At 42.1% G+C, this 20186-nt stretch carries 18 protein-coding genes and 1 tRNA gene; 12 read left to right on the forward strand and 7 right to left on the reverse strand.

Annotated elements, in window-relative coordinates; translation table 11 throughout:
- Positions 1-18: 18 nt before the first annotated feature.
- Positions 19-720, reverse strand: a complete 702-nt coding sequence (locus tag MAF46_RS00900; RefSeq protein ID WP_004132574.1) for a class I SAM-dependent methyltransferase — start codon at positions 718-720, stop codon at positions 19-21.
- 169 nt (positions 721-889) lie between these two features.
- Between MAF46_RS00900 and hflX the strand changes: the two genes are divergently transcribed.
- The 6 genes from hflX to MAF46_RS00930 all read left to right on the forward strand — a co-directional run bounded on the left by hflX (position 890) and on the right by MAF46_RS00930 (position 6900).
- Positions 890-2359: a GTPase HflX gene (gene hflX, locus MAF46_RS00905; RefSeq protein ID WP_032835880.1), complete on the forward strand. Its 1470-nt coding sequence runs from the start codon at positions 890-892 to the stop codon at positions 2357-2359.
- Between the two features lie 130 nt (positions 2360-2489).
- Entirely contained in the window at positions 2490-3452 is a 963-nt protein-coding gene (locus MAF46_RS00910; RefSeq protein WP_004130300.1) for an L-lactate dehydrogenase, read from the forward strand.
- Between the two features lie 165 nt (positions 3453-3617).
- The gene (locus MAF46_RS00915; protein WP_081090773.1) at positions 3618-4964 is read left to right on the forward strand and encodes a SufS family cysteine desulfurase; all 1347 of its coding nucleotides are present in this window, start codon (positions 3618-3620) and stop codon (positions 4962-4964) included.
- Positions 4965-4992: 28 nt separating this feature from the next.
- Entirely contained in the window at positions 4993-5652 is a 660-nt protein-coding gene (gene sufU, locus MAF46_RS00920; RefSeq protein WP_060785561.1) for a Fe-S cluster assembly sulfur transfer protein SufU, read from the forward strand.
- A 77-nt stretch (positions 5653-5729) separates the two neighbouring features.
- Positions 5730-6206: a metal-sulfur cluster assembly factor gene (locus tag MAF46_RS00925; protein WP_004130295.1), complete on the forward strand. Its 477-nt coding sequence runs from the start codon at positions 5730-5732 to the stop codon at positions 6204-6206.
- Between the two features lie 13 nt (positions 6207-6219).
- Complete coding sequence (locus MAF46_RS00930; protein ID WP_004130294.1) at positions 6220-6900, forward strand: HAD family hydrolase; 681 nt, start codon at positions 6220-6222, stop codon at positions 6898-6900.
- A 25-nt stretch (positions 6901-6925) separates the two neighbouring features.
- On the opposite strand, the gene MAF46_RS00935 is transcribed toward MAF46_RS00930, so the two are convergent.
- The 3 genes from MAF46_RS00935 to MAF46_RS00945 all read right to left on the reverse strand — a co-directional run bounded on the left by MAF46_RS00935 (position 6926) and on the right by MAF46_RS00945 (position 9864).
- Positions 6926-7570: a DUF4125 family protein gene (locus MAF46_RS00935; protein ID WP_060785560.1), complete on the reverse strand. Its 645-nt coding sequence runs from the start codon at positions 7568-7570 to the stop codon at positions 6926-6928.
- Positions 7570-9660 carry a DUF4037 domain-containing protein gene (locus MAF46_RS00940; protein ID WP_060785559.1) on the reverse strand — a complete coding sequence of 697 codons (2091 nt, stop codon included), beginning with the start codon at positions 9658-9660 and terminating at the stop codon, positions 7570-7572. The genes MAF46_RS00935 and MAF46_RS00940 overlap by 1 nt, the downstream gene beginning before the upstream one ends.
- A 130-nt stretch (positions 9661-9790) precedes the next feature.
- A tRNA-Pro gene (locus tag MAF46_RS00945) sits at positions 9791-9864 on the reverse strand.
- A 458-nt stretch (positions 9865-10322) separates the two neighbouring features.
- Here MAF46_RS00945 and lysS point away from each other — a divergent pair.
- Complete coding sequence (gene lysS, locus MAF46_RS00950; RefSeq protein WP_060785558.1) at positions 10323-11999, forward strand: lysine--tRNA ligase; 1677 nt, start codon at positions 10323-10325, stop codon at positions 11997-11999.
- A 155-nt stretch (positions 12000-12154) separates the two neighbouring features.
- Positions 12155-12895 (forward strand): phosphoglyceromutase, encoded by a 741-nt coding sequence (locus MAF46_RS00955; RefSeq protein WP_004130287.1) that lies wholly within the window; start codon positions 12155-12157, stop codon positions 12893-12895.
- Between the two features lie 135 nt (positions 12896-13030).
- Here MAF46_RS00955 and phoU read toward each other — a convergent pair whose 3' ends face one another.
- The gene (gene phoU / locus MAF46_RS00960) at positions 13031-13711 is read right to left on the reverse strand and encodes a phosphate signaling complex protein PhoU (protein WP_016787418.1); all 681 of its coding nucleotides are present in this window, start codon (positions 13709-13711) and stop codon (positions 13031-13033) included.
- A gap of 154 nt (positions 13712-13865) precedes the next feature.
- Here phoU and MAF46_RS00965 point away from each other — a divergent pair, with 154 nt between their 5' ends.
- Positions 13866-15281 carry a sensor histidine kinase gene (locus MAF46_RS00965; protein ID WP_060785557.1) on the forward strand — a complete coding sequence of 472 codons (1416 nt, stop codon included), beginning with the start codon at positions 13866-13868 and terminating at the stop codon, positions 15279-15281.
- A 47-nt stretch (positions 15282-15328) separates the two neighbouring features.
- On the opposite strand, the gene MAF46_RS00970 is transcribed toward MAF46_RS00965, so the two are convergent.
- Positions 15329-15583: a hypothetical protein gene (locus tag MAF46_RS00970; RefSeq protein ID WP_060785587.1), complete on the reverse strand. Its 255-nt coding sequence runs from the start codon at positions 15581-15583 to the stop codon at positions 15329-15331.
- A 157-nt stretch (positions 15584-15740) separates the two neighbouring features.
- On the opposite strand from MAF46_RS00970, the gene MAF46_RS00975 reads away from it, so the two are divergent.
- From MAF46_RS00975 to MAF46_RS00985, 3 genes are all read left to right on the forward strand, one after another.
- Positions 15741-16745: a CHAP domain-containing protein gene (locus MAF46_RS00975; protein ID WP_060785556.1), complete on the forward strand. Its 1005-nt coding sequence runs from the start codon at positions 15741-15743 to the stop codon at positions 16743-16745.
- A gap of 100 nt (positions 16746-16845) precedes the next feature.
- Complete coding sequence (locus MAF46_RS00980; RefSeq protein ID WP_060785555.1) at positions 16846-17613, forward strand: C40 family peptidase; 768 nt, start codon at positions 16846-16848, stop codon at positions 17611-17613.
- Between the two features lie 164 nt (positions 17614-17777).
- Positions 17778-18821, forward strand: a complete 1044-nt coding sequence (locus MAF46_RS00985; RefSeq protein ID WP_004132552.1) for a universal stress protein — start codon at positions 17778-17780, stop codon at positions 18819-18821.
- Between the two features lie 107 nt (positions 18822-18928).
- On the opposite strand, the gene MAF46_RS00990 is transcribed toward MAF46_RS00985, so the two are convergent.
- Positions 18929-20167 carry a glycosyltransferase gene (locus MAF46_RS00990; RefSeq protein WP_004130279.1) on the reverse strand — a complete coding sequence of 413 codons (1239 nt, stop codon included), beginning with the start codon at positions 20165-20167 and terminating at the stop codon, positions 18929-18931.
- Positions 20168-20186: the final 19 nt, after the last annotated feature.

The following is a 20186-nucleotide window of genomic DNA, read 5'->3' on the forward strand; positions in this document are numbered from 1 at the left end:
GCTAAATCCTGTTAAATCTTATTTTCTTAAGACTTCTATAATCCTGTATCCCTTAGAGCTTGCGTATTTTTCAACGCTAAAATCTTCCCCAAGATTTTTAGAAAGCCAAGGGATTAAGGAGTCGGAACCAAGATTTTTTTGAACAACTAAATAAGCAGCTCCACCAACTTTTAAGCGAGGAAGCCACGTGAGCAAAATATTGTGCAAAACGTCTTTTCCAACGCGGATTGGAGGATTAGACCAAATAAGATCAATGTCTTTTAGCTCATCTTCTTTTAGCGCATCTTCTACAAGATAAGTGTGAATGTTATTTAATCCAGCATTTTTGGCATTAATATTAGTAAGTTCTAGAGCGCGCTCGTTAACGTCTACTGCGTAAATTTGCGCATTAGGGGATTCAAAACCTAAAGCCAAACTAATAGCGCCCCATCCGCAACCGATGTCGCAAAATCGCCCATTTTCTGGGGGTTGTGGAGCGTGCTTAAGAAGAACTGCAGTTCCTAAATCAAGCTTAGAAGAGCTAAAAACTCCGTTAGAAACTTGCACGCTAACTTTGTGACAGCGCAAATCAACTTGCAAAGTTCGTCTTAAGTCTAAAGAATTTGGATTAGCGGAAAAATACTGTTCGCCGCTAGTCTTAGATTCTTTAGTATTTTTGCTTGTTTTAGTAGCATTAATGCTGCTCGTCTTTTTAGTTTTATTAAAAGTGTTAATAGCCATTTTAGTGTTGCGTTAAAAATTATGTCTTCTAGATTCACAATAATAAAACAAACGTTGTAAATCGTGTATTAACTGGGGATTTAGCGTTAGTAGTTAAAGCAAAATAGCAAAGGGCATAGTTTTGGTAGATACTTTAGCAAACAGCGATTTGGCAAGTGGTGATAATAATATGCCTGAGCATAAAAATGAGCATAAAGACTTTCTTTCAGGCCATAGTGAAGTTCTGCTAGACAATGCAAACGCTGGATCAAGTCTAGAAAGTAACGACGAAGCTTGGCAAGAGCGCGAATCAAGAAACGCGTTAAAACGAGTTGCTGGCCTTGGAGAATTACAAGACGTAACCGAAGTAGAGTACAGAAAACTAAGGCTGGAACGCGTTGTTTTAGTAGGTGTGTGGTCTAGCGCTCGCGGAACTTTAAGCCAAGCAGAAGAGTCTCTTAGAGAGTTGGCCGCTCTTGCTAAAACCGCTGGAGCAGTAGTGTGTGACGGCATGTTGCAGCAAAGATATAGGCCAGATGCAGCAACGTATGTTGGTTCTGGAAAAGCGCGTGAACTTGCGGCAGTTGTGGCACAAAATGATGCAGATACGATTGTTGTAGACGACGATCTTCCACCAAGCCAGAGAAGAGCTTTGGAAGATGCCACTAAAGTCAAGGTTGTAGACAGAACGGCTGTTATTCTAGACATTTTCGCTCAACATGCAACAAGTAGGGAAGGAAAGGCACAAGTCGAGCTTGCTCAGCTCCAATACATGCTTCCGCGACTTAGAGGTTGGGGTGCTGCTCTTTCTAGGCAGGCTGGCGGCCGCGCTGCTGGAGACGCTGGAATAGGCTCTAGAGGTCCTGGCGAAACAAAAATCGAGATGGATAGGCGCGCAATTAGGAATCGAATTTCAAAATTGCGTCACGACATTGCGCTAATGGCACCAACTCGCGAGACAAAGCGCGGATCTAGGCGTCGTCAAGATATTCCAACCGTTGCAGTAGTAGGGTATACAAATGCTGGAAAATCTTCGATTATAAATAGGCTTACTGGCTCTAAGGAGCTTGTAGAAAATGCGCTTTTTGCCACTTTGGATACTGCTGTTCGAAAGTCTTTAACTAAAGATGGTCGCGCTTATACGCTTGTAGACACGGTTGGTTTTGTGCGAAGGCTGCCAACTCAGCTAGTAGAAGCGTTTAAGTCCACTTTGGAAGAGGTTGGCCAAGCAGACGTTATTTTGCACGTTGTTGACGGATCTCACCCAGACCCTGTTTCTCAAATTGAAGCAGTTAACGAGGTTTTAGCTCAAATTGATGGAGTGGAAGACATTGCGCAAATTATTGCGTTTAACAAGTCGGATGTTATGCAAGAGCCAATGCGTTTGCGCTTGCAATCGTTGTACCCTGATTCTTTAATTGTGTCTGCTGCAAGTGGAACAAATATTGACCGTTTAAGAACGCGCATAGAAAATTTGTTACCTTCACCACACGTTCATGTTAAAGTTAGGCTTCCTTATAGTGATTATTCTGGATCTTTGCTATCTAAAGTTAGAGAAAATGGCATTGTAAAATCGGCGGAATATAAGGATTCTGGCATAGAATTAGATGCTTTTGTTGGAGATTCTTTGGCGGCAAAACTTATGCAAATTGCGTTTTAAGCAAAACTCCTTAGGTGTGATTAAAGTAAAAACTGTTCATGCATATATCTCTATTATTAGAGCAGCCCTTATATTTTGAGTTATTTATTAGCTAGAGGGCTGATTCGGTTTGTGGAAAAGGGGTTTTCTAATGGTGAATTCTCAGGTTAAGCCAACAAAGCTTGCGATTATTGGTGCTGGCGCAGTAGGTTCTACGCTTGCGTTTGCTGCTGCTCAGCGCGGTGTTGCTCGTGAAATTGTGCTTGAGGATATCGCTAAGGAACGTGTTGAAGCAGAAGTGCTCGATATGCAGCACGGTTCTAGCTTCTACCCAGCTGTTTCTATTGCTGGCTCCGACGATGTTGAAATTTGCCGCGATGCCGATATGGTTGTTATTACTGCTGGCGCTCGTCAAAAGCCTGGACAGACTCGCTTGGAGCTTGCAGGTGCAACCATAAATATTATGAAGTCGATTATTCCTAATGTTGTTAAGGTTGCTCCAAACGCAATTTACATGCTTATTACAAATCCTGTTGATGTTGTTACGCATGTTTCTATGAAGCTTTCTGGTCTTCCTGCTAATCAAATGTTCGGATCTGGTACAAACCTTGATTCTGCACGTTTGCGCTTCCTTATTGCTCAGCACACTGGTGTGAACGTTAAGAACGTTCACGCTTATATTGCTGGCGAGCATGGCGATTCCGAAGTCCCTCTTTGGGCTTCTGCAACTATTGGTGGCGTTCCAATGTGCGAGTGGAATGCTCTTCCAGGACATGAGCCATTGGATGAAGCTAAGCGCGAAGAGATTCATCAGGAAGTTAAGAACGCAGCATACAAGATTATTAACGGTAAAGGCGCTACAAACTACGCTATTGCAATGTCTGGCGTAGATATTGTTGAGGCTGTTCTTCGCGACACCAACCGCATTTTGCCAGTTTCCTCTTTGCTTGAAGACTTCCACGGAATCTCGGATGTTTGCATGTCTGTTCCAACTTTGTTGAACCGCAACGGCGTAAATTCTCGCTTGAATACTCCAGTTTCGGATCGCGAGCTTGCTGCTTTGAAGCGTTCTGCAGAGACTCTTCGTCAAGCTGCGGCACAATTTGGATTCTAATTAGCTTTCTGCTTTATGATTTAAGCGTTTATGCTTTTATGCTTTTATGCTTGGCTGTTCGTAAAGCGCTAATTACTAAGATTTAAGTCTTGAAAGTCGCTCCTTCAATCATTGTTTTGGGGGAGCGGCTTTTAAGTTATAAATTTGATTAAAAGGTGATTTTGAATGTTTAATCATAAAAATCTTGATACAGACTTTGCGCTAATGCGCGATTTTGAAGATTTAAGGCTCCAATTTCCAATTTTAAGTCGCAAAGTGCATTCAAAACCCTTGATTTACTTGGATTCTGCAGCAACTTCTCAAAAGCCGCAAGTTGTAATTAATGCCGAAAGCGAGTTTTATAAAACGATTAATGCTGGAGTGCATAGAGGAGCGCACGAGTTGGCAGCGCTTAGCACAGTTGCGTTTGAAGGAGCGCGCGCAAAGGTTGCAAAACTCGTTGGTGCTTGTAGCAAAGAAGGCAGCGAAGAGATTGTTGTTACGCCTGGCGCTACAGGCGCGTTGAATCTTCTTGCAACTTCTATTGGAAATGCCACTATTAACGCTAAGCTAAATCGCTCTGGTTTTGCGGAAGATAACTTAATTTTGCGCCAGCATTTTGTGATTAATGAGGGAGATAATATTGTTGTTTCTCGCGCAGAGCATCATTCCGTTTTATTGCCATTCCAAGAGCTTGCGATTCGATCGGGTGCGGAGCTTCGCTGGATTGATGTAACTGAAGATGGCCGAGTGCGAGCGGACGCGGATTATTTGAGCACTGTTATTGATGAGCGCACGAAAATCGTTGCAGTTACGCATATTAGCAATGTTACGGGCGCAATCACGGATGTTTCGCCGATTTGCAAGCGCGCGCACCAGGTTGGGGCGATTTTTGTTCTTGACGCTTGTCAGTCCGTTCCGCATATTCCAGTTGATTTTCACGCGCTAGATGTTGATTTTGCAGCCTTTAGTGCTCATAAAATGTACGGACCGACGGGAGTTGGGTTCTTGTATGGTCGACGTGAGTTTCTTCAAGCTCTTCCGCCTGCTAATTTTGGGGGGTCCATGGTGGAGCTTGCGTGGCTTAATAAGCCAGCGCAATATATGGAAGCGCCTTACCGTTTTGAGGCAGGAACTCAGCCAGTTGCGCAAATGGTCGCTGCAGGAGTAGCTGCGGATTGGCTTCGAGAGTTGGGCATGAATCGAGTTGCACAGCATGAGAGTCAGATTGCTGCAGAATTGCTTAAATTGCAAGATGTTCCAGGAGTTCGCGTGCTTGGCCCACTTGATTTAAGCAAGCGCATTGCAACGGTTTCTTTTGAAGTTGAAGGCGTGCATCCGCATGACGTTGGCCAGTTTTTGGATGCGCAAGGGATTGCGATTCGCGTTGGGCATCATTGCGCTCAGCCGATTCATCGCCATTTTGGCGTGTACGCTTCGAATCGCGCGTCTGTTGGAGTTTATAACACAATCGAAGAAGTTCGCGAATTAATCGAAGCTGTTTCCCAAGTTCGCGCATATTTTGGCGCATAGTCGTAATATTTTAATGCAAGGAGAGCGTATGTTTGATATGAGTTTTGATGACGCTAACGGTGCAAGTAACAGCTTAGAAAGCATGTATCAAGAAGTTATTCTAGATGCTGCTAGAAATCCGCACGGAAAAACACATTTTTTAAGCACAGAGAGTCTTTCTAAAGCAGAAGAGCGTGAAGAGAAAGTTGAGGAGGCTTCTGGTAAATCGCAAGCAACCGATGAGCTAAAAAACGATTCTAATATAAAAATTACAAATCATCACGAAAATTGTGCTGTAGAAGCTAATAAAGATTATGCTTTTGGCGAATCTCATCAATTTAACCCAACTTGTGGAGATGAGGTTACAATGCATGTGGAACTCGCTAAAAACGTTGATAATTCAAGCAATGCGCTTATTAAAAGTATTAAGTGGGATGGCCACGGTTGCTCAATTTCGCAGGCGAGTCTTTCGATTATGGTTGATTTGGTTGAGGGGAAAACCGTTGCGGATGCATTGCGATTGGCCGCTCTTTTCCACAAACTTATGGAATCTAGGGGAGTTGGATTAAAAAGCGAGCAAGACGAAGATGAGTTGGAAGATGCTATGGTTTTTCAAGGCGTTTCTAAATATCCAATGCGAATCAAGTGTGCGTTGCTTGCGTGGGAAGGCTTAAAAGACGGTATTGCAAAGGCTATTGAGGCTTTATAAAATCGTATGTAGCTTTATAAAATCGCGTTGTAACACTTAAAAAAATCGCGTTGTAACACTTAAAAATAAGGAACGAGATGGCAGAAAATCAAGCAGAATCAACTCTTAGCGCAAACAATATTGGGCGCGTAACTGAGGAAGATATTCAAGAGGCTTTGCACAATGTTGTGGACCCAGAGCTTGGTATTGATGTTGTTGACTTGGGATTAGTTTACGGGATTGAGATTGACGAGCTTGGTCGCGCGATTCTTACGATGACGCTTACAACGCCTGCTTGCCCGCTTACGGATTTGATTGAAGACGAGTGCGCGAGTGCGCTGGTTGGACTTGTAGACGAATTTAGGATTGATTGGACTTGGAAGCCGCGTTGGAGCGTTGAAAATATTACGGAAGATGGGCGCGCGCAGCTTGAGGCGCTTGGCTATAATTTGAACAATTTGCCTGCTAGCTTTGGGGCTGGGCTTGGGGCTGGGGTTTCTGGCGTTGGTTCTTCTGTAGCTCCTGGCACTTCTGGAATGTCATCCTATGTTGGCGGAATTTCGCCAACCGAATAATTTAGGATTTTTAATGGTTTGTACAGAAGATTTTTCGCATGATCGCGATGATTTTAAGAATAGTGACGATTGCAGGAATAGCGACGCTTATTGCGATTTGTGCGCGCAAAAAATTATTGAAAACGGCATAACAGATGTTGTTTTTGACCTGCATCTTCTTGTTGATTGGGATGCGCGCCGCACATTGGAGTCAGATTACCCAGATTATATTGGCGAAGTTCTGTTTAGTTACGAGCCAGAATGGGGTTTTGAGTTTCACGAAGCTTTGCTAGAGGCGGCATGGAGCAGCCAGCGCGCACTGGAATCGTTTAGCGAGCATCACGGTCCTGCTGTAACTTGGCTTTATCGCCTGTATTTTAAGAATTTTTCACGCGGATTTTTAGGGGAGCGAGCGCGTTTTGCGTCTTTTGCTCGCGATTTAATCGCAAAAGGTGTGCGCGTCTGGGCGCTTGGAAACGCTTCGCAAGAGTGGATGGATTGTGCGCGCGAAACTTGCCCAATACTTAGCGAGATAAATGGCGTTAGTGCATCTTGCGAATCTCATTTGCTAAAGCCGAATATTATGATTTATAGAGATTTTTTGAGCAAAAATGGTTTGCGTGCATCTTCTACTGTTTTTGTTGAATCTGATTTGCGTAGCCTAAAAACTGCGCAAAGAATCGATTGTGCGTTTGCAAAACTATTTACTCTGTAATAAAACTATTCACGCTATAGTTGCCTCAACATTTGTCGGCTGATTCGAGTGAATCGTAGCCATACATGTGCACAGTATTTTCAATAATCATCTGAGTAAGATTTAGATTTTTTGCCGTTAAATCTTCTATAAAAGTTTTATATTTAGCAAAAGTTTCGGCAGAATACGTGCTTAATTCTCCTCTCAAATACGTTTCAAAAGATGTATTTTCTTCTGTATCTTCGCTTGTTTTTAGAACGCGCATTGCAAGACCTAAATGAGGGTAGTGATTGCGAAAATCATCGGCCCACTTAACTTGCGTTAAAATAATCTTCTCTTGCTCGCTTTTTCTAGGCTCTAAAATCGGCTTAATATAAGGCTTAATCGTGCGTTCAAAAATTTCTGGGGCAGTAGACTCCATCATTCTTGCATATTTTTCTGTTATCAAATTTCTGCCATTGCTATTTGCGCGCTCAAGATCTTTTTTATAAGACTCTTGCAAATCCAGAGGCCAAGTTAAAAATTGGCTCATTCGCATAATGTGGAATGTTGGCCAGTTTCCTTGACAATTCGCGCGTCCGCCTTCGTTTTGCGTAAGCTGGAATTGCTGCCATTCTAGTTTTGTAATTTCTTCTGCAAGCTTTTGCGTTTTTGGATTTTGCGTTTTTGGATTTGATAATGAATTGCACATCATAAGCTCCTTAAGCACGCAGCGCGCGAATTAATATGCGCTTCAACATACGGGCGCTGCCATTCTAAAAATGTTTCATTGCAATCGCTCAAACCTTGATATTTAAGCTCTTGCACTACTTCGTTGCACACGTTTTGAATAATCTCGTTTATTTTAGACTCAGATTCGCTGCTTCCTTTTGTGCCTTCGCCAAATCCGATTCCGCCAAAGCATGCCGCACTACTTAGTCGCATAAGCGATTCAAGTTGATTTGCTACGCCAGAAAGCCTAGACGCCATTCGCGCGCTTAGCTTGCGAAGTGCTGCAAATTGCCACTTATAATATGGCAAATATCCTGCGCTTATTGGGTTATTTAGCAAGAACACGATTGAAGCGGTTGCGCGCACAAACTCGTTTATAGAAAGCCACGCTGCAGCTCCGTCTTTTCGCGCTAGCATTCGTGGAACATTGTATTGACCTGCTTGAGCCATCATGCCAAGCCTTCTAGAGATTAGCGAGATTCTCACATCGTCTGGCATAAGCTTAAAACTTTGACGCGTTTTGCTAAATTCTCCAAGTGGGTCTGCAAAAATTTGGCCGTTCGTAGCTGCAGCAAGTGTTGGCTCGCTTAGCGAAAGCCATAAATGCGGCTCGTCTTGGCTTGGAGCGGCGGAAAATCCTGTTATGTTTTCAAAAAATTCGCTTATGCTAAATACTCCGACTCGCTTGCTGCTTTCGCATGATTTAGCGCGCGGCGTTTCTTCGCGAGAGCCAAATCCAGCAAATTCTTGCGGCAAATCGTTGTAAGCTGCTTGCAAATCATAGCCAATTTTCGCATAGTCTTCATCTGTAAGCCATATGCAGAATCCTGGTCCAAAATCATGATCGCGAGAAATCTCGTCGTCAAATCCGTAGCATTCCGATCCGTGGCCAACTAATCCTGCAGCTATGCGGTTTTTATAGTCCCTAAATTTTGGTAATTCCAGTAGTTGCTTTACGTAAGTTTGCCAATATTCTTTTGAAAGTTGCATGCCGTTTTTTATTTTTGGATTATCTTCTGCTTTTTTAGTTCTGCTTGATTTTATAGTGTTATTTGATTGTATAGTTTTATCTATTTTTATGGTTTTATTTGATTCTGGATGCGGCTCATCGGTTTCTGGCGATTTTTCCGCAGCGCACTGAATCGCATCCGCCACGCCAGTCTCCGTAAATTTTTCTGCTGCCTTCTGTGCTTGCTGCAAATTTTCCAACGTAATCGCGTACGACTCACTATCTTTTCCGTAACATTGTGCTATTAAATCAAGCGCTTTACTGTATGCGTCTACAGAATCGGAATACTCTTTTCGTGCGTATTGAACTTGCGCATATCCTGCCAACGCAGAAGCGTAATGCGGTTGATCTTGGTTATTTCCTGCAATGTACATGCGAACGCTAGCTGAAGCGTGTTCAAAAGCAGCGTTAAGACTATTAGATTTGCTATTCGTGCTTTCACTAGGCTGCGAGCATTCTTGCAAAATCGCAATCGCAAGATTTGTGTGAGTTGCTGCTATGTCTATGTCTGTTGAAGGATTGATACTCGATTTTTGCAATATGTCTAATGCTTTTTCAAGCTGATCTATTGCTTCTTTAATTTTGCCTGTTTCGCTATAAAGCATTGAAAGATTGTTGTGAAGGGCAGCGAGCTTTCTATCGTTTGGTTTTAGTGTTTTCGATGATTCTTTAAGAGCTTTAGAATATATTTCTGTTGCGCGCTCATAATCGCCAGCTGCGCGAAGGCTAGTAGCAGCGTTTATAAGTGTTGTTGTGCCAGCTTCACTGCCTGCTAGTTGCATTTTATCTGAAAGTTTTAGCGCACTATCAATGATTGGCTTGTTTTTTGCGTATTCTCCTCTAGACCTATAAAATCCCATCAACTCATTTAACACAGATAGTTGCAATGCTTGAGCGCTTGCTTTTTCTTGGTTTGATTCTTGGCTTGCATCTTGCGGTTCGTCTGGCTCGCAATTTGCTTCGTGCAGAGCATTTAGCAAGTATTTTTCGATTTCTTGTGCGTTTGCGTGATTAGCAAACATATTGTCTAGTTCTTTATACAATTGCGAAACGCTTAACATTTAAGCCACCTTGCTTCTTGCGATTTAATTCCGTTTTGCTCACTACTCAATCATACAAAATTATGCGTTTATACAGAATTATAAGTTTATAAGAGTGTTGCAATACGCGCGATTGTGCAAAAATCAAAAGTCGGGCTGGTGGGATTTGAACCCGCGGCCTCTTCGTCCCGAACGAAGCGCGCTACCAAACTGCGCTACAGCCCGATGTTATTGTGTGAATTCATCTTACGAATACATGATGCAGCTACATGCTGTAATCGCTCATGAAACACTACAATAACTTGGTTATAATAGCGTGAACTTGCTACAAAATATCATTGTGTGTCGCTTGTGCGTTGCTGTGTGTGTCGTTAGTGTGTGTCGCTAGTAAATAAATTTTTTGAGATTTTATTAAAAATTTACTTTCACTTTTTTATAGCTTGCATGCAATCTGCAATATTTGCAAAATCATGTCTCTTTTCGTAAATAATTTTGTATATCTTAATAAAATAATAAAAATTTTTACTGTAAATCTATTTTTCTTCCGAAAACAGAAAAATATAAATATTTCTATAAAAATGTGTATTTGATGTAAAAATGATTCGCACAATCAACTAAATAACGCAATAAAACGTATTTGTTGTGCACTTATCTGTATTACCTAGTAGCTACAATTAGCGACTATGAGTGACACGAATACTACAATGCTCGCTGCGCAAAACGATGCAGCAGAAAATGAATCAACAGACAACGTCAACGAAATTGACACCGTTGAGCATGCCGAAATGCTGCTCGCGCAGGATGAGGTTATTGCTAAGCGTGTAAACGAGGGCGCAAGCCTGGATGAAGCAATTGACCCAAGCAATAAAGAGTTTGGTCCGCTTGCGCACCCAGAGCAGGTGCAAATGCGCGTTGCAAAGCGCGCGATGATGCTTAAGGAAGGCGTGCAACCATACCCGGTGCATCTTAATGTTACGGATACAATCGAAAAAGTTCGCGCTGATTTTGACGGCAAGCTTCAAGCTGGCGAAGAAACCGATACAGAGGTTGGCATTGCTGGGCGCGTTCTTTTCTTGCGTAATGCTGGCGGCTTGTGCTTCGTTAAGCTTTCTGCTGGTGACGGCACTACTATTCAGGCTATGGTTTCCAAGAAGGAAATCGGCGAAGAATCCATTAAAAGCTTCAAGCAGATGGTTGATTTGGGAGACCATTTGTACGTTCGCGGTCGCGTAATTTCTTCAAAGACGGGTGAGCTTTCCGTATTTGCAACAGAGTGGGCGATTGCTGCTAAGGCTTTGCAGCCGCTTCCAGCTTTGCATAAGGAATTAAGTGACGATACTCGTACTCGCAAGCCATATATTGGCATGATTGCAGACGAGAAGATTCGCGATATGGTTCGCAGGCGTTCGCATGCTGTGGCTTCTCTTCGTCGCACTTTCGACAGCCACGACTTCCTTGAGGTTGAGACACCAATGTTGCAAACGGTTCACGGAGGTGCTGCTGCTCGTCCGTTTACAACTCATATGAACGCTTTCGATATTGATCTCTACTTGCGTATTGCTCCAGAGCTTTTCTTGAAGCGTTGCTTGGTTGGTGGCATTGACCGCGTGTTCGAAATCAACCGTGATTTTAGAAACGAAGGCGTGGATGCAACTCACGCACCAGAGTTTACAATGCTCGAGGCATACCAGGCTTACGGCACTTACGATACGATTGGCGCTCTTACTAAAGAGCTGATCCAAAAGGCTGCTGTAGACGCATTCGGCTCCACTAAGGTGACTTTGCTTAATGGCGAAGAGTATGATTTTGGCGGCGAATGGAAGCAAATCACCATGTATGGCTCGCTTTCCGAAGCTTTGGGCGAGGAGATTACACCAGAAACTTCTGTTGAGCATTTGGGCGCAATCGCAGACAAGCTTGGCGTTGAGCGCGACGAAGTGGAGAATCACGGCAAGTTGGTTGAGCACTTGTGGGAGCACTTCTACGAGGACAAGCTTTATGAGCCAACGTTTGTGCGCGACTTCCCAGTGGAGACAAGCCCACTTGTTAAGGGTCACCGCACAAAGCCTGGAATGGTTGAAAAGTGGGATTTGTACGTGCGCGGCTTTGAGCTTGCAACTGGCTACTCCGAGCTTAACGATCCTGTTGTGCAGCGCGAGCGCTTTGTTGCTCAAGCTAAAGATGCTTTGGCTGGAGACGTTGAGGCAATGGATATTGATGAGGACTTTATTGAGGCTCTCGGCGTTGGTATGCCTCCTGCTGGCGGCATGGGAATGGGAATTGACCGCTTGCTAATCGCACTTACGGGCGCAACCATTCGCGAGACGATTACGTTCCCACTCGTAAAGCCACTTCGCTAGTTGTGATTATCGCTAGTTGTATTAGTTATAATCAGTTGAATTAATCTTAAAAGTCGTTGAATGCTATTCAAGTGTTCGGCGACTTTTTTGATTAAATTTTTCGTGTTTGTTTACTTCTTGTAAGTAGTCGTACGAAACGAATAGACTAGGTAATTATGACATATAAATTAGTATTGCTCCGACATGGTCAGAGCGCATGGAATAAGACCAATCAGTTCACTGGTTGGGTTGATGTACCGCTCACTGAGCAGGGTGTTGAGGAAGCTAAGCATGGTGGCGAGCTTCTTAAAGAGAAGAATGTTCTTCCAGACATCGTGTTCACTTCTTTGCTTCGTCGTGCTATCAATACCGCGAATTACGCGCTTGATGCAGCAGACCGCTTGTGGATTCCAGTTCGTCGCAGCTGGCGTTTGAACGAGCGTCATTACGGTGCTTTGCAAGGCAAGAACAAGTCTGAGATTCGTCAGGAATATGGCGATGAGAAGTTTATGATTTGGCGTCGTTCTTACGCAACTCCACCTCCACAGATTGATCCAAACGACGAGTATTCTCAAACGAATGATCCTCGTTACGCAGGCGACCCAGTTCCAGAAACTGAAGCTTTGGCAAACGTTGTGACTCGCGTAACTCCTTACTGGGAGTCCGATATTGTTCCAGAGCTTAAGTCTGGCAAGACTGTAATGATTGCAGCTCACGGCAACAGCTTGCGCGCAATCGTTAAGATGCTCGACAACTTGAGTGAAGAAGAGATTTCCAAGGTGAATATTCCAACGGCTATTCCTCTTCTTTACGAGTTGGACGAGAACTTTAAGCCAATCAAGCCTCGCGGTGAGTATTTGGATCCAGAAGCTGCTGCTGCTGGCGCTGCTGCCGTGGCTGCTCAAGGTCAAAAGTGAGTTTGATTAGCTTAATTATCTTAAATTAACTTAAATAAAAAGTAGGTTTGCAAAATTAATTGCAAGCCTACTTTTGTTTTACAAGCTACTTTTTTAGGTTTCTATTTAAAAATTATGTTCTACGCCACTTGTGTTTTATGCTACAACTGTGTCTTTATCTGGTTCTGGTTTCTTAGTTGGGTCAAATCCCGAAACAATAAATACAACTTGCCTTGCTGCAGCAACTGAATGATCGCCTATGCGTTCCATGAATCTGCTTAGAAGCACCAAGTCAATCAACTGTTTTCTAGTGCCGTTCCAATCTTCGCCTTCTACAAGAGCAAAAATATCTTCGTGCAACTTATCCATTACGTCGTCGCCGTGAATAATTGCATCTGCTACATTAACGTCTCTATTTGAAAGCATGTCTGTTAATTGACCTGCAAGAACATGCAAAAAGTCAACCATTTTTTCAACAGTTTCTTTTGCTTGACTTGGTATTGCGCAATCAGGCCATGTGCGTCTTGCGATTTGTGCAACGTGACTTGTTAAATCGCCCATGCGCTCAAAGGTTGCAGCAAGCCTCATAGTTGCAACTACTTCTCGCAAATCTGTTGCAACTGGATTTTGACGTGCAAGCAATATTAAGCATTGATCTATAACGTTTGCTTCTAGTGCGTCTAGCTTTGCGTCGTTATCTATAACCGTTTGCGCAGCTTCTAAGTCTGCGTTTACTAGAGCGCTTCCAGCATCGTTCATGGCTCTTGCAACAAACTCTGCCATGCGTTCAATGTTTAATGCAACTGCCTTCATCTCTTCGTTGAAAATCACTCGCATGGTGTGTCCTTTCTTGCGTTCAATCGCGCTAAATTGCATTGGAGCATATTCGCGTTTGTTTAGATTGCCCTAACCAAGTATAGACTACTGTGCGCACGTGCGTTAAACGTATTAGTCACTTAAATGTGAGAGCGTTAGAGTATTCTTTAAGAGTATGCTTCAAGATTCGCCATATTCGCCTTTAATGGTGTTTGTTGTTTTTGCTTTGATTGCACTTTGCGTTGCAATTGTTGTGGTTATGTTTGCTTTTGACTTTGTTCTATCGGCATTTCGTAATGTTTTTGTTCCGTTTTTTGATTCTACTTTTAGTCGTATTTTTATGACTTTTAGACGTGGTTCTAAGCGCATTTTTCGCATCATTTTTCATAAGAAAATGCAAAAAGTTTTAGGCGATTCCGATTCTGATTCCGACTTTGATATAGACGATAGTTCCGAAGACATTAGTTCCGACGCTTGCGCTGTTTTAGCTATGCTTCCAGGAGCTACGATTGTTGTTGATAAAAATAACGACGTTTTGCGCGCAAGTTCACAAAGTTACACTCTTGGAGTTGTTTTAGACGATTCGATTGTTCAGCCGCGCGTTTTGCAAGCTGTAAATAATGTGCGTTTCTCTGGAGGCTATGAAAGTTTTGATTTAGTGACTTTTACTCCCAAACAATATGTAACTATTAGTGAAGATAATGATTTTTATGTAGATAATGTAGATAAAACTTCGTATTTGCAATCTTCGGCTGCTTTCGATTCTTCATTAACACAATCTAGTGATTCCGCGTCTAATCCTTCTACAATTTCTAGACCTAATTGGCTTAATATTACAGTTGGAAGTGTTGGAGCCGGCAAAGTTGTTGTTATTATAAACGATTCCAGTGCTGAGCATCTTTTTGAGCAAACGCGAAACGATTTTATAAGCAATGTTTCTAATCAACTTATTAGCTCAACACGCATGATTTCCAGCCTTACTAATGTTTTGCAATGCAAAGATGTTAATGCAAGTCGTATTAAAGATATTGCTGCGTCTGCTCAAAAATCGTCTAAACACTTGGAACATATGTTAGAAGATTTGCTTCTTCTTATGCGAGCGCAAAGTCCTATTGATGCTTCAAAAGCTAGTGTTGTAAACGTTTTGAAAGTGTTGGAAGATGTTAAAAATCTTGTTTCTGCTCTTTCGTCTAGTCAAAATGTTCGCGTAATTATTAAAGCAGATTCTTCACTTAACATTTTAGCGGATTCTAATCAAATAAGCAGTGCGATTAGAAAACTTGTTGAAAACGCTATTATCTATTCTCATAAAAATAGTGTTGTTGCGCTTTGCGCTTTAAAGTCAGAAGATAATAGATTTGCTGTTATTCGCGTTGTTGATTCTGGAATTGGTATTCCGCTAAAAGATCAGCCGCGTATTTTTGAACGTTTTTATAGGTCGAGTAATCAAAATGACTTTAGCAAAGACGGCGTTGGATTGGGTCTTGCTATTGCTAAGCACGTGGCTCTTACGCATCACGGTAGCATAACATTGTGGAGTAGGCCTGGGCAGGGAACTACTGTTAATTTTGCTATTCCTCTTGCAAAGTAGTGTGCAAAGTGGTGCGCAAAGTAGTGCGCTTAATCGTATTAAGTGTTTTACTTTCCTAGTCTTCTATAATCCCAGCGATCAAAGTGTTCCCAGATTAAAAGCAAAATTCCAATTACGAATCCGCTAAGGCAAATCACAGCAAAGAACCACAATAGAAAGTGTAAAACCGCAAGAATAACTGTGATTAATGATGCTATGAGCCAAATAATCGTTCCAGTCATAAATGCTTTGCACAAGTCCACGCGTAATGGCTTTGGTGCTTCTTTGCGTGCATCTGGATTAATAATTGGTGCTAGCTTCATATGATTAACCATACATCTTTGCGTGTTCAATATCAATTTTAAGAATTACATTGCGTATTGTGTTGCGTATTGTGTTGCGTATCCGTACCACATTGTATCCTTTAGATTTGTAAGTGTGAATTTGTGAATACATTTAGAAGATTTTAGGAGCGATTTTATGAAGCATGCTGAGCATGGCGCTAAAGCGAAGGGGCGGTTTAATTCGCCTTTTATGCTTTTTACCTCTGTGCGCGGTTCTCATGCATCTTCTAATAATCGTGCTGCAGCCGTTTTAGCAAATAATGGTGCTGTTGTAAGTCTAGAAAACGTAGATTTAGAGAACGTAAATCAAGAATTTGCTGTTTCGTTATCTCGTCGCCAGCTTCGTTTAGCACGTGTTGCTAAAGAACGTAAGAATCGCATGATTATTTCCGCTTCTTTGTTTGCATTAGTCGGAGCTGCTTTAACTTCTATGACGTTGAACAAGCCTAATAGCATGGATTCTTTGGCTTCTAAACCTTATTCTTCTAAGTTGAGTTTTGTAGACGATTCTTCTGCTCAAGCAGCATCTCGTTCTAGTATGCGAGAAAGCATTAATCGCGCTAATAAATATTTGAACTTTAGCAGCGCAGTTGCTGGACTTGAATCCGATTTAAGCGCATTTTCTACTAAGTCTTCTCATAAGTCTAAGTGGGATTTGGGTTCTAATTCCGATTTTAAGGTGTCGGAAATGTCTAAGTCTGCAGCAAATAATCCGAATGTTGCTGTTTTCTTGGATTCAGACGCAAAGATTGTTCCATCTGGTTTTAATCCAAATCACGATTCTGGCGATTCGGGAAATGCTTACGAATTTAGCCAATGCACTTGGTGGGTTTATGTTCGCAGGCATCAGCTTGGACTTCCTGTTGGATCCAATATGGGAGACGGATGGATGTGGGGCTGGACTGCTCGCAAGCTTGGCTACTGGGTAGATAACACACCTCGTCATGTTGGAGACATAATGGTGTTTGGCCGCGGTCAGGCTGGAGTTAACCGCGCTTATGGCCACGTTGCTATTGTTGAAAAGATTAATCAAGATGGTTCTATAGAAACATCTGAATCTAGTGCCGAATATCATGGTAGAACCTATTCAAGAGTCGTTAGCGCTAAAGATGCTTCCGCTTTTGAGTTTATTCACTACTAAATCTTTTAAGCATTACTCGCATAATATTAGATTTATCAACTTTTGTTGGTTTGCTACGCGTTTTTAGGTGCTTTGTATTGTTAATGTGTTAACATCGCTAATGATGGTTGAGCAAAAGATTAATCAAAATATTAAACAAAATAAGATTTTTTCTTCTATAGTTGCGGGAGCTGTATGCACAACTCTTCTTGCTACTATGGTTCCTTTTGCTTGTGCTTATGCAGAAGAGTCTGCAGTTACTTCTACGCGTTCCTTCCCTAAAGTAACATCTGTTAAGCGCGATTTATTAACAGAATCTACTTCTACAAGCGTTGACTCTAATTCGCATTGGGGCGGTATTGAGTCTTTGAATGTTCCACAAACTAAAAGTGCTGCAGAATTGGCGGCTCAGGCTGCAGCTCAAGCGGCTGCAGAAAATGCGCGTAATGCTGCTCGCAATAATGATGGCGATTACGATTCCGCTGCAAGCCGTTCTGGTGCTAGAGGAACATCGCAAAGCTATTTTGTTGCTCCTCCAGATGGTTCTTCTACGTCGTCAATGCTTAATTTTGCTGCTCAATTCTTAAACAAAGTGCCGTATCGTTCTGGTGGAACAACTCCTGCTGGTTGGGATTGCTCTGGCTTTGTACAATACGTTTTTGCAAATATGGGTGTTTCTTTGCCTAGAACTTCTGGCGCGCAAGCAACAGTTGGCACAGCTGTTCCAAGTCTTGCTCAAGCAGCTCCAGGAGATATTATTGCAAATGGCACTCATGCTGCGATTTACGTAGGCAATGGAATGGTTATTAATTCGCAATATGGCGGAACAAAATATAGCCCTATTCCTTACGTTTTTACATCTGCTTATTCCATTCGCCGAGTTTTCTAGCGTTAGTTTTCTAGCGTTAGTCGCAAGTTGTTTTAGCAGAAATCGGCAATTGGCAAGTCATAAATAGCAAATCTTCTGTGTCGCGATAGACTCAAAACAATTAAACGGCTATTGTAGTATTTAAGCAAAGATTGCAAAATTCGCGCAATACTAGGAGGATCTAGATGACACAGAATGTTATTACACAAGAAAAAGCTGTTCTTGTAGGCGTTGATGGTTCTCATGCAAGCTATAAGGCTGTTTGGTGGGCGTCAAACTACGCTAAGCATGCTGGATTGCAACTTCAAATTGTTTGTGCATACTCTTTGCCAAGTTATGCTGCTGTGTCTTTTGACGCAACTTATACTGCCATCGGAGACGATAATGTTGCTCATCAAGACGCTCAAGAGATTCTTTCTAAAGCTAAAGCTGTAGCTTTAGAGCAGGGTGTGGATGCAACAACTTTGATTGTTACTGGCGACCCATCTTCTGTGTTTGTGGAGCTTTCTAGAAACTATCAACTTATTGTTATTGGAAACCGTGGCAAAGGCGGATTAGCAGAGCGTTTACTTGGCACAACAAGTTCTTCGCTTCCTGCATACGCTTATTGCCCAATTGTTGTTGTTCCATATACGGATGATGATGGTCAACGAATCCACTTGAACAATAAGATTTCTAAGATTGCTGTTGGCTCCGACGAGTCTAAGTGGGGATTAAAGGCACTTGAGATTGCTGCAGATTTGGCAGATAGTTGGAATGCTCAATTAGATGTGATTTCTGCTGTTCCTAGCGTTCAAGGAGCCGAGGGAGATACTGCAGTTATGGGATCTTATATGGAAGATCTTGACGAGCGTGTAAAGCCAATTTTGCAACGCTTGCCAAACTTAAAGATTCATCGTTCTGTAGTTCCTGGCTCTGCTGTAAACGCTTTGACTCAAGCTAGCTTAAACAACGATTTGGTTGTTGTTGGATCTAGGGGCAGGGGTGGATTTACTGGTTTGCTTCTTGGCTCGATTAGTCAAGGTTTGCTTCAGCATTCGTCTAGACCAGTGTATGTTGTTCCTCGCAAGTATGTGGAGCTGAGCGCTGCACAAGTGGCTCAGCAGGCTAAGGTAAGTAACGATACTAGTGCTATTGATTCTATAAGTGGTGTTCATAAAGTTGATGTTCCAAAGGCTGGTGTTGAAGAAGCTAAGCAAATTGAGCAAACAATCGATCCGCTTCACTAAAGTAGTAACGCTAAGTAGTAACACTAAGCGTTAAAACGTAAATCGCGTATAAGGCACTAATTGTGTTTTATACGCGATTTTTCAAACATACATATGCTAATATGCTTTTAGTTTTTCTTAAGCAAGAAACGCGCTCGTCTTGCCTCTCGAGCAGCGCGCTTTTTAGCAAGTTCTTGATTGTTAATGCTGATTGCGCGCTCATAAATCTTAATTAACTCTTGAGCTTGCTTTTTAAAGTCATTATTCTTTGAATATTCAAGAACATTTGCTTTTAGCTGCTCTTGCTCTTCTTTGCTCATATTAAGAACGCGGCTAAACACTTGCTTAAAGTCTTCTTTAGAATCCCATTGGTATCCATTTTTGCCACTAATAATTTGATTTTCATTAGGAGCGTCGTGCTTAACAAGCGCAAATAAGCCAGAGGCCATTGCTTCCAGCATAGAAAGCGAGTGCATCTCTGATAGTGAAGCGGTAGTGTAGTAGTCCATTGCGTGCAAATATTTAGGAATTTGCGTGTGTTCAATAGGTCCTAGAAGGTAGATTCTATCTTCAAATCCTTTGCTTGCTACCTTATTGCGCAAGTCTTCTAGATCAGGGCCTCCGCCAATAACAACAAGTCGAGCTAAATCGCGAGGAAAATCACAATACATAAAGTTGTCAATCAACTCGCTAATGTTCTTTTCGGCTCCGATTCTTCCAACAAAAACAAACAGCTTTGTAGAATCTGCAATGCCGTATTTTTTACGGAATTCTTCTCTAAAAGCAATTCGTTCTGGTGTTGGCAAGAACTTTTTGTATTCAACAGCATTGCTAAGAACAACAACCTTTTTATCAACTTTTTGGCGGTCAATATAAGCTTGAGCCTTAGCAGACATGCTCGTAATAATTGTTGCGTTTTTAGAAAATCGCGTAAAATATTTTGCCGATATATTCCTAGAAAATTCAGTAAAATGCTTTAGACCAATGTAAAACAGGAATTTATCGTATTCGGTGTGTAGCGTGTAAACAACAGGAACATGCTCTTTTTTGGCCACTTCTAGGCCTATTTCTCCAATGCCAAATTCGTTTTGAATGTGAATAACATCTGGCTTAAAGTTAATCGGGAATTTTTTGCGCATGTTTCCAATTGGAATTGCAACTCTATACTTATAAAGCTTTTTCAAAAGAATGCCTGGAACGTACACAACGCCGTCTACAAGCTTGGTTTTACGCTGTTTTTCGGAGCCAACTGTAACAACAAGAACTTCGTGCCCAAGCTCTTCGTACATTTTTTTAAGCATGTAGGATTGTGTTGCTACGCCGTTTATGTATGGTGGATACGTTTCTGTAAAAATCGCGATTTTCAAAGTTTCCTCCGATTACATA

Source organism: Gardnerella pickettii (assembly GCF_029226345.1).
GTDB classification, from domain to species: Bacteria; Actinomycetota; Actinomycetes; order Actinomycetales; family Bifidobacteriaceae; genus Bifidobacterium; species Bifidobacterium piotii.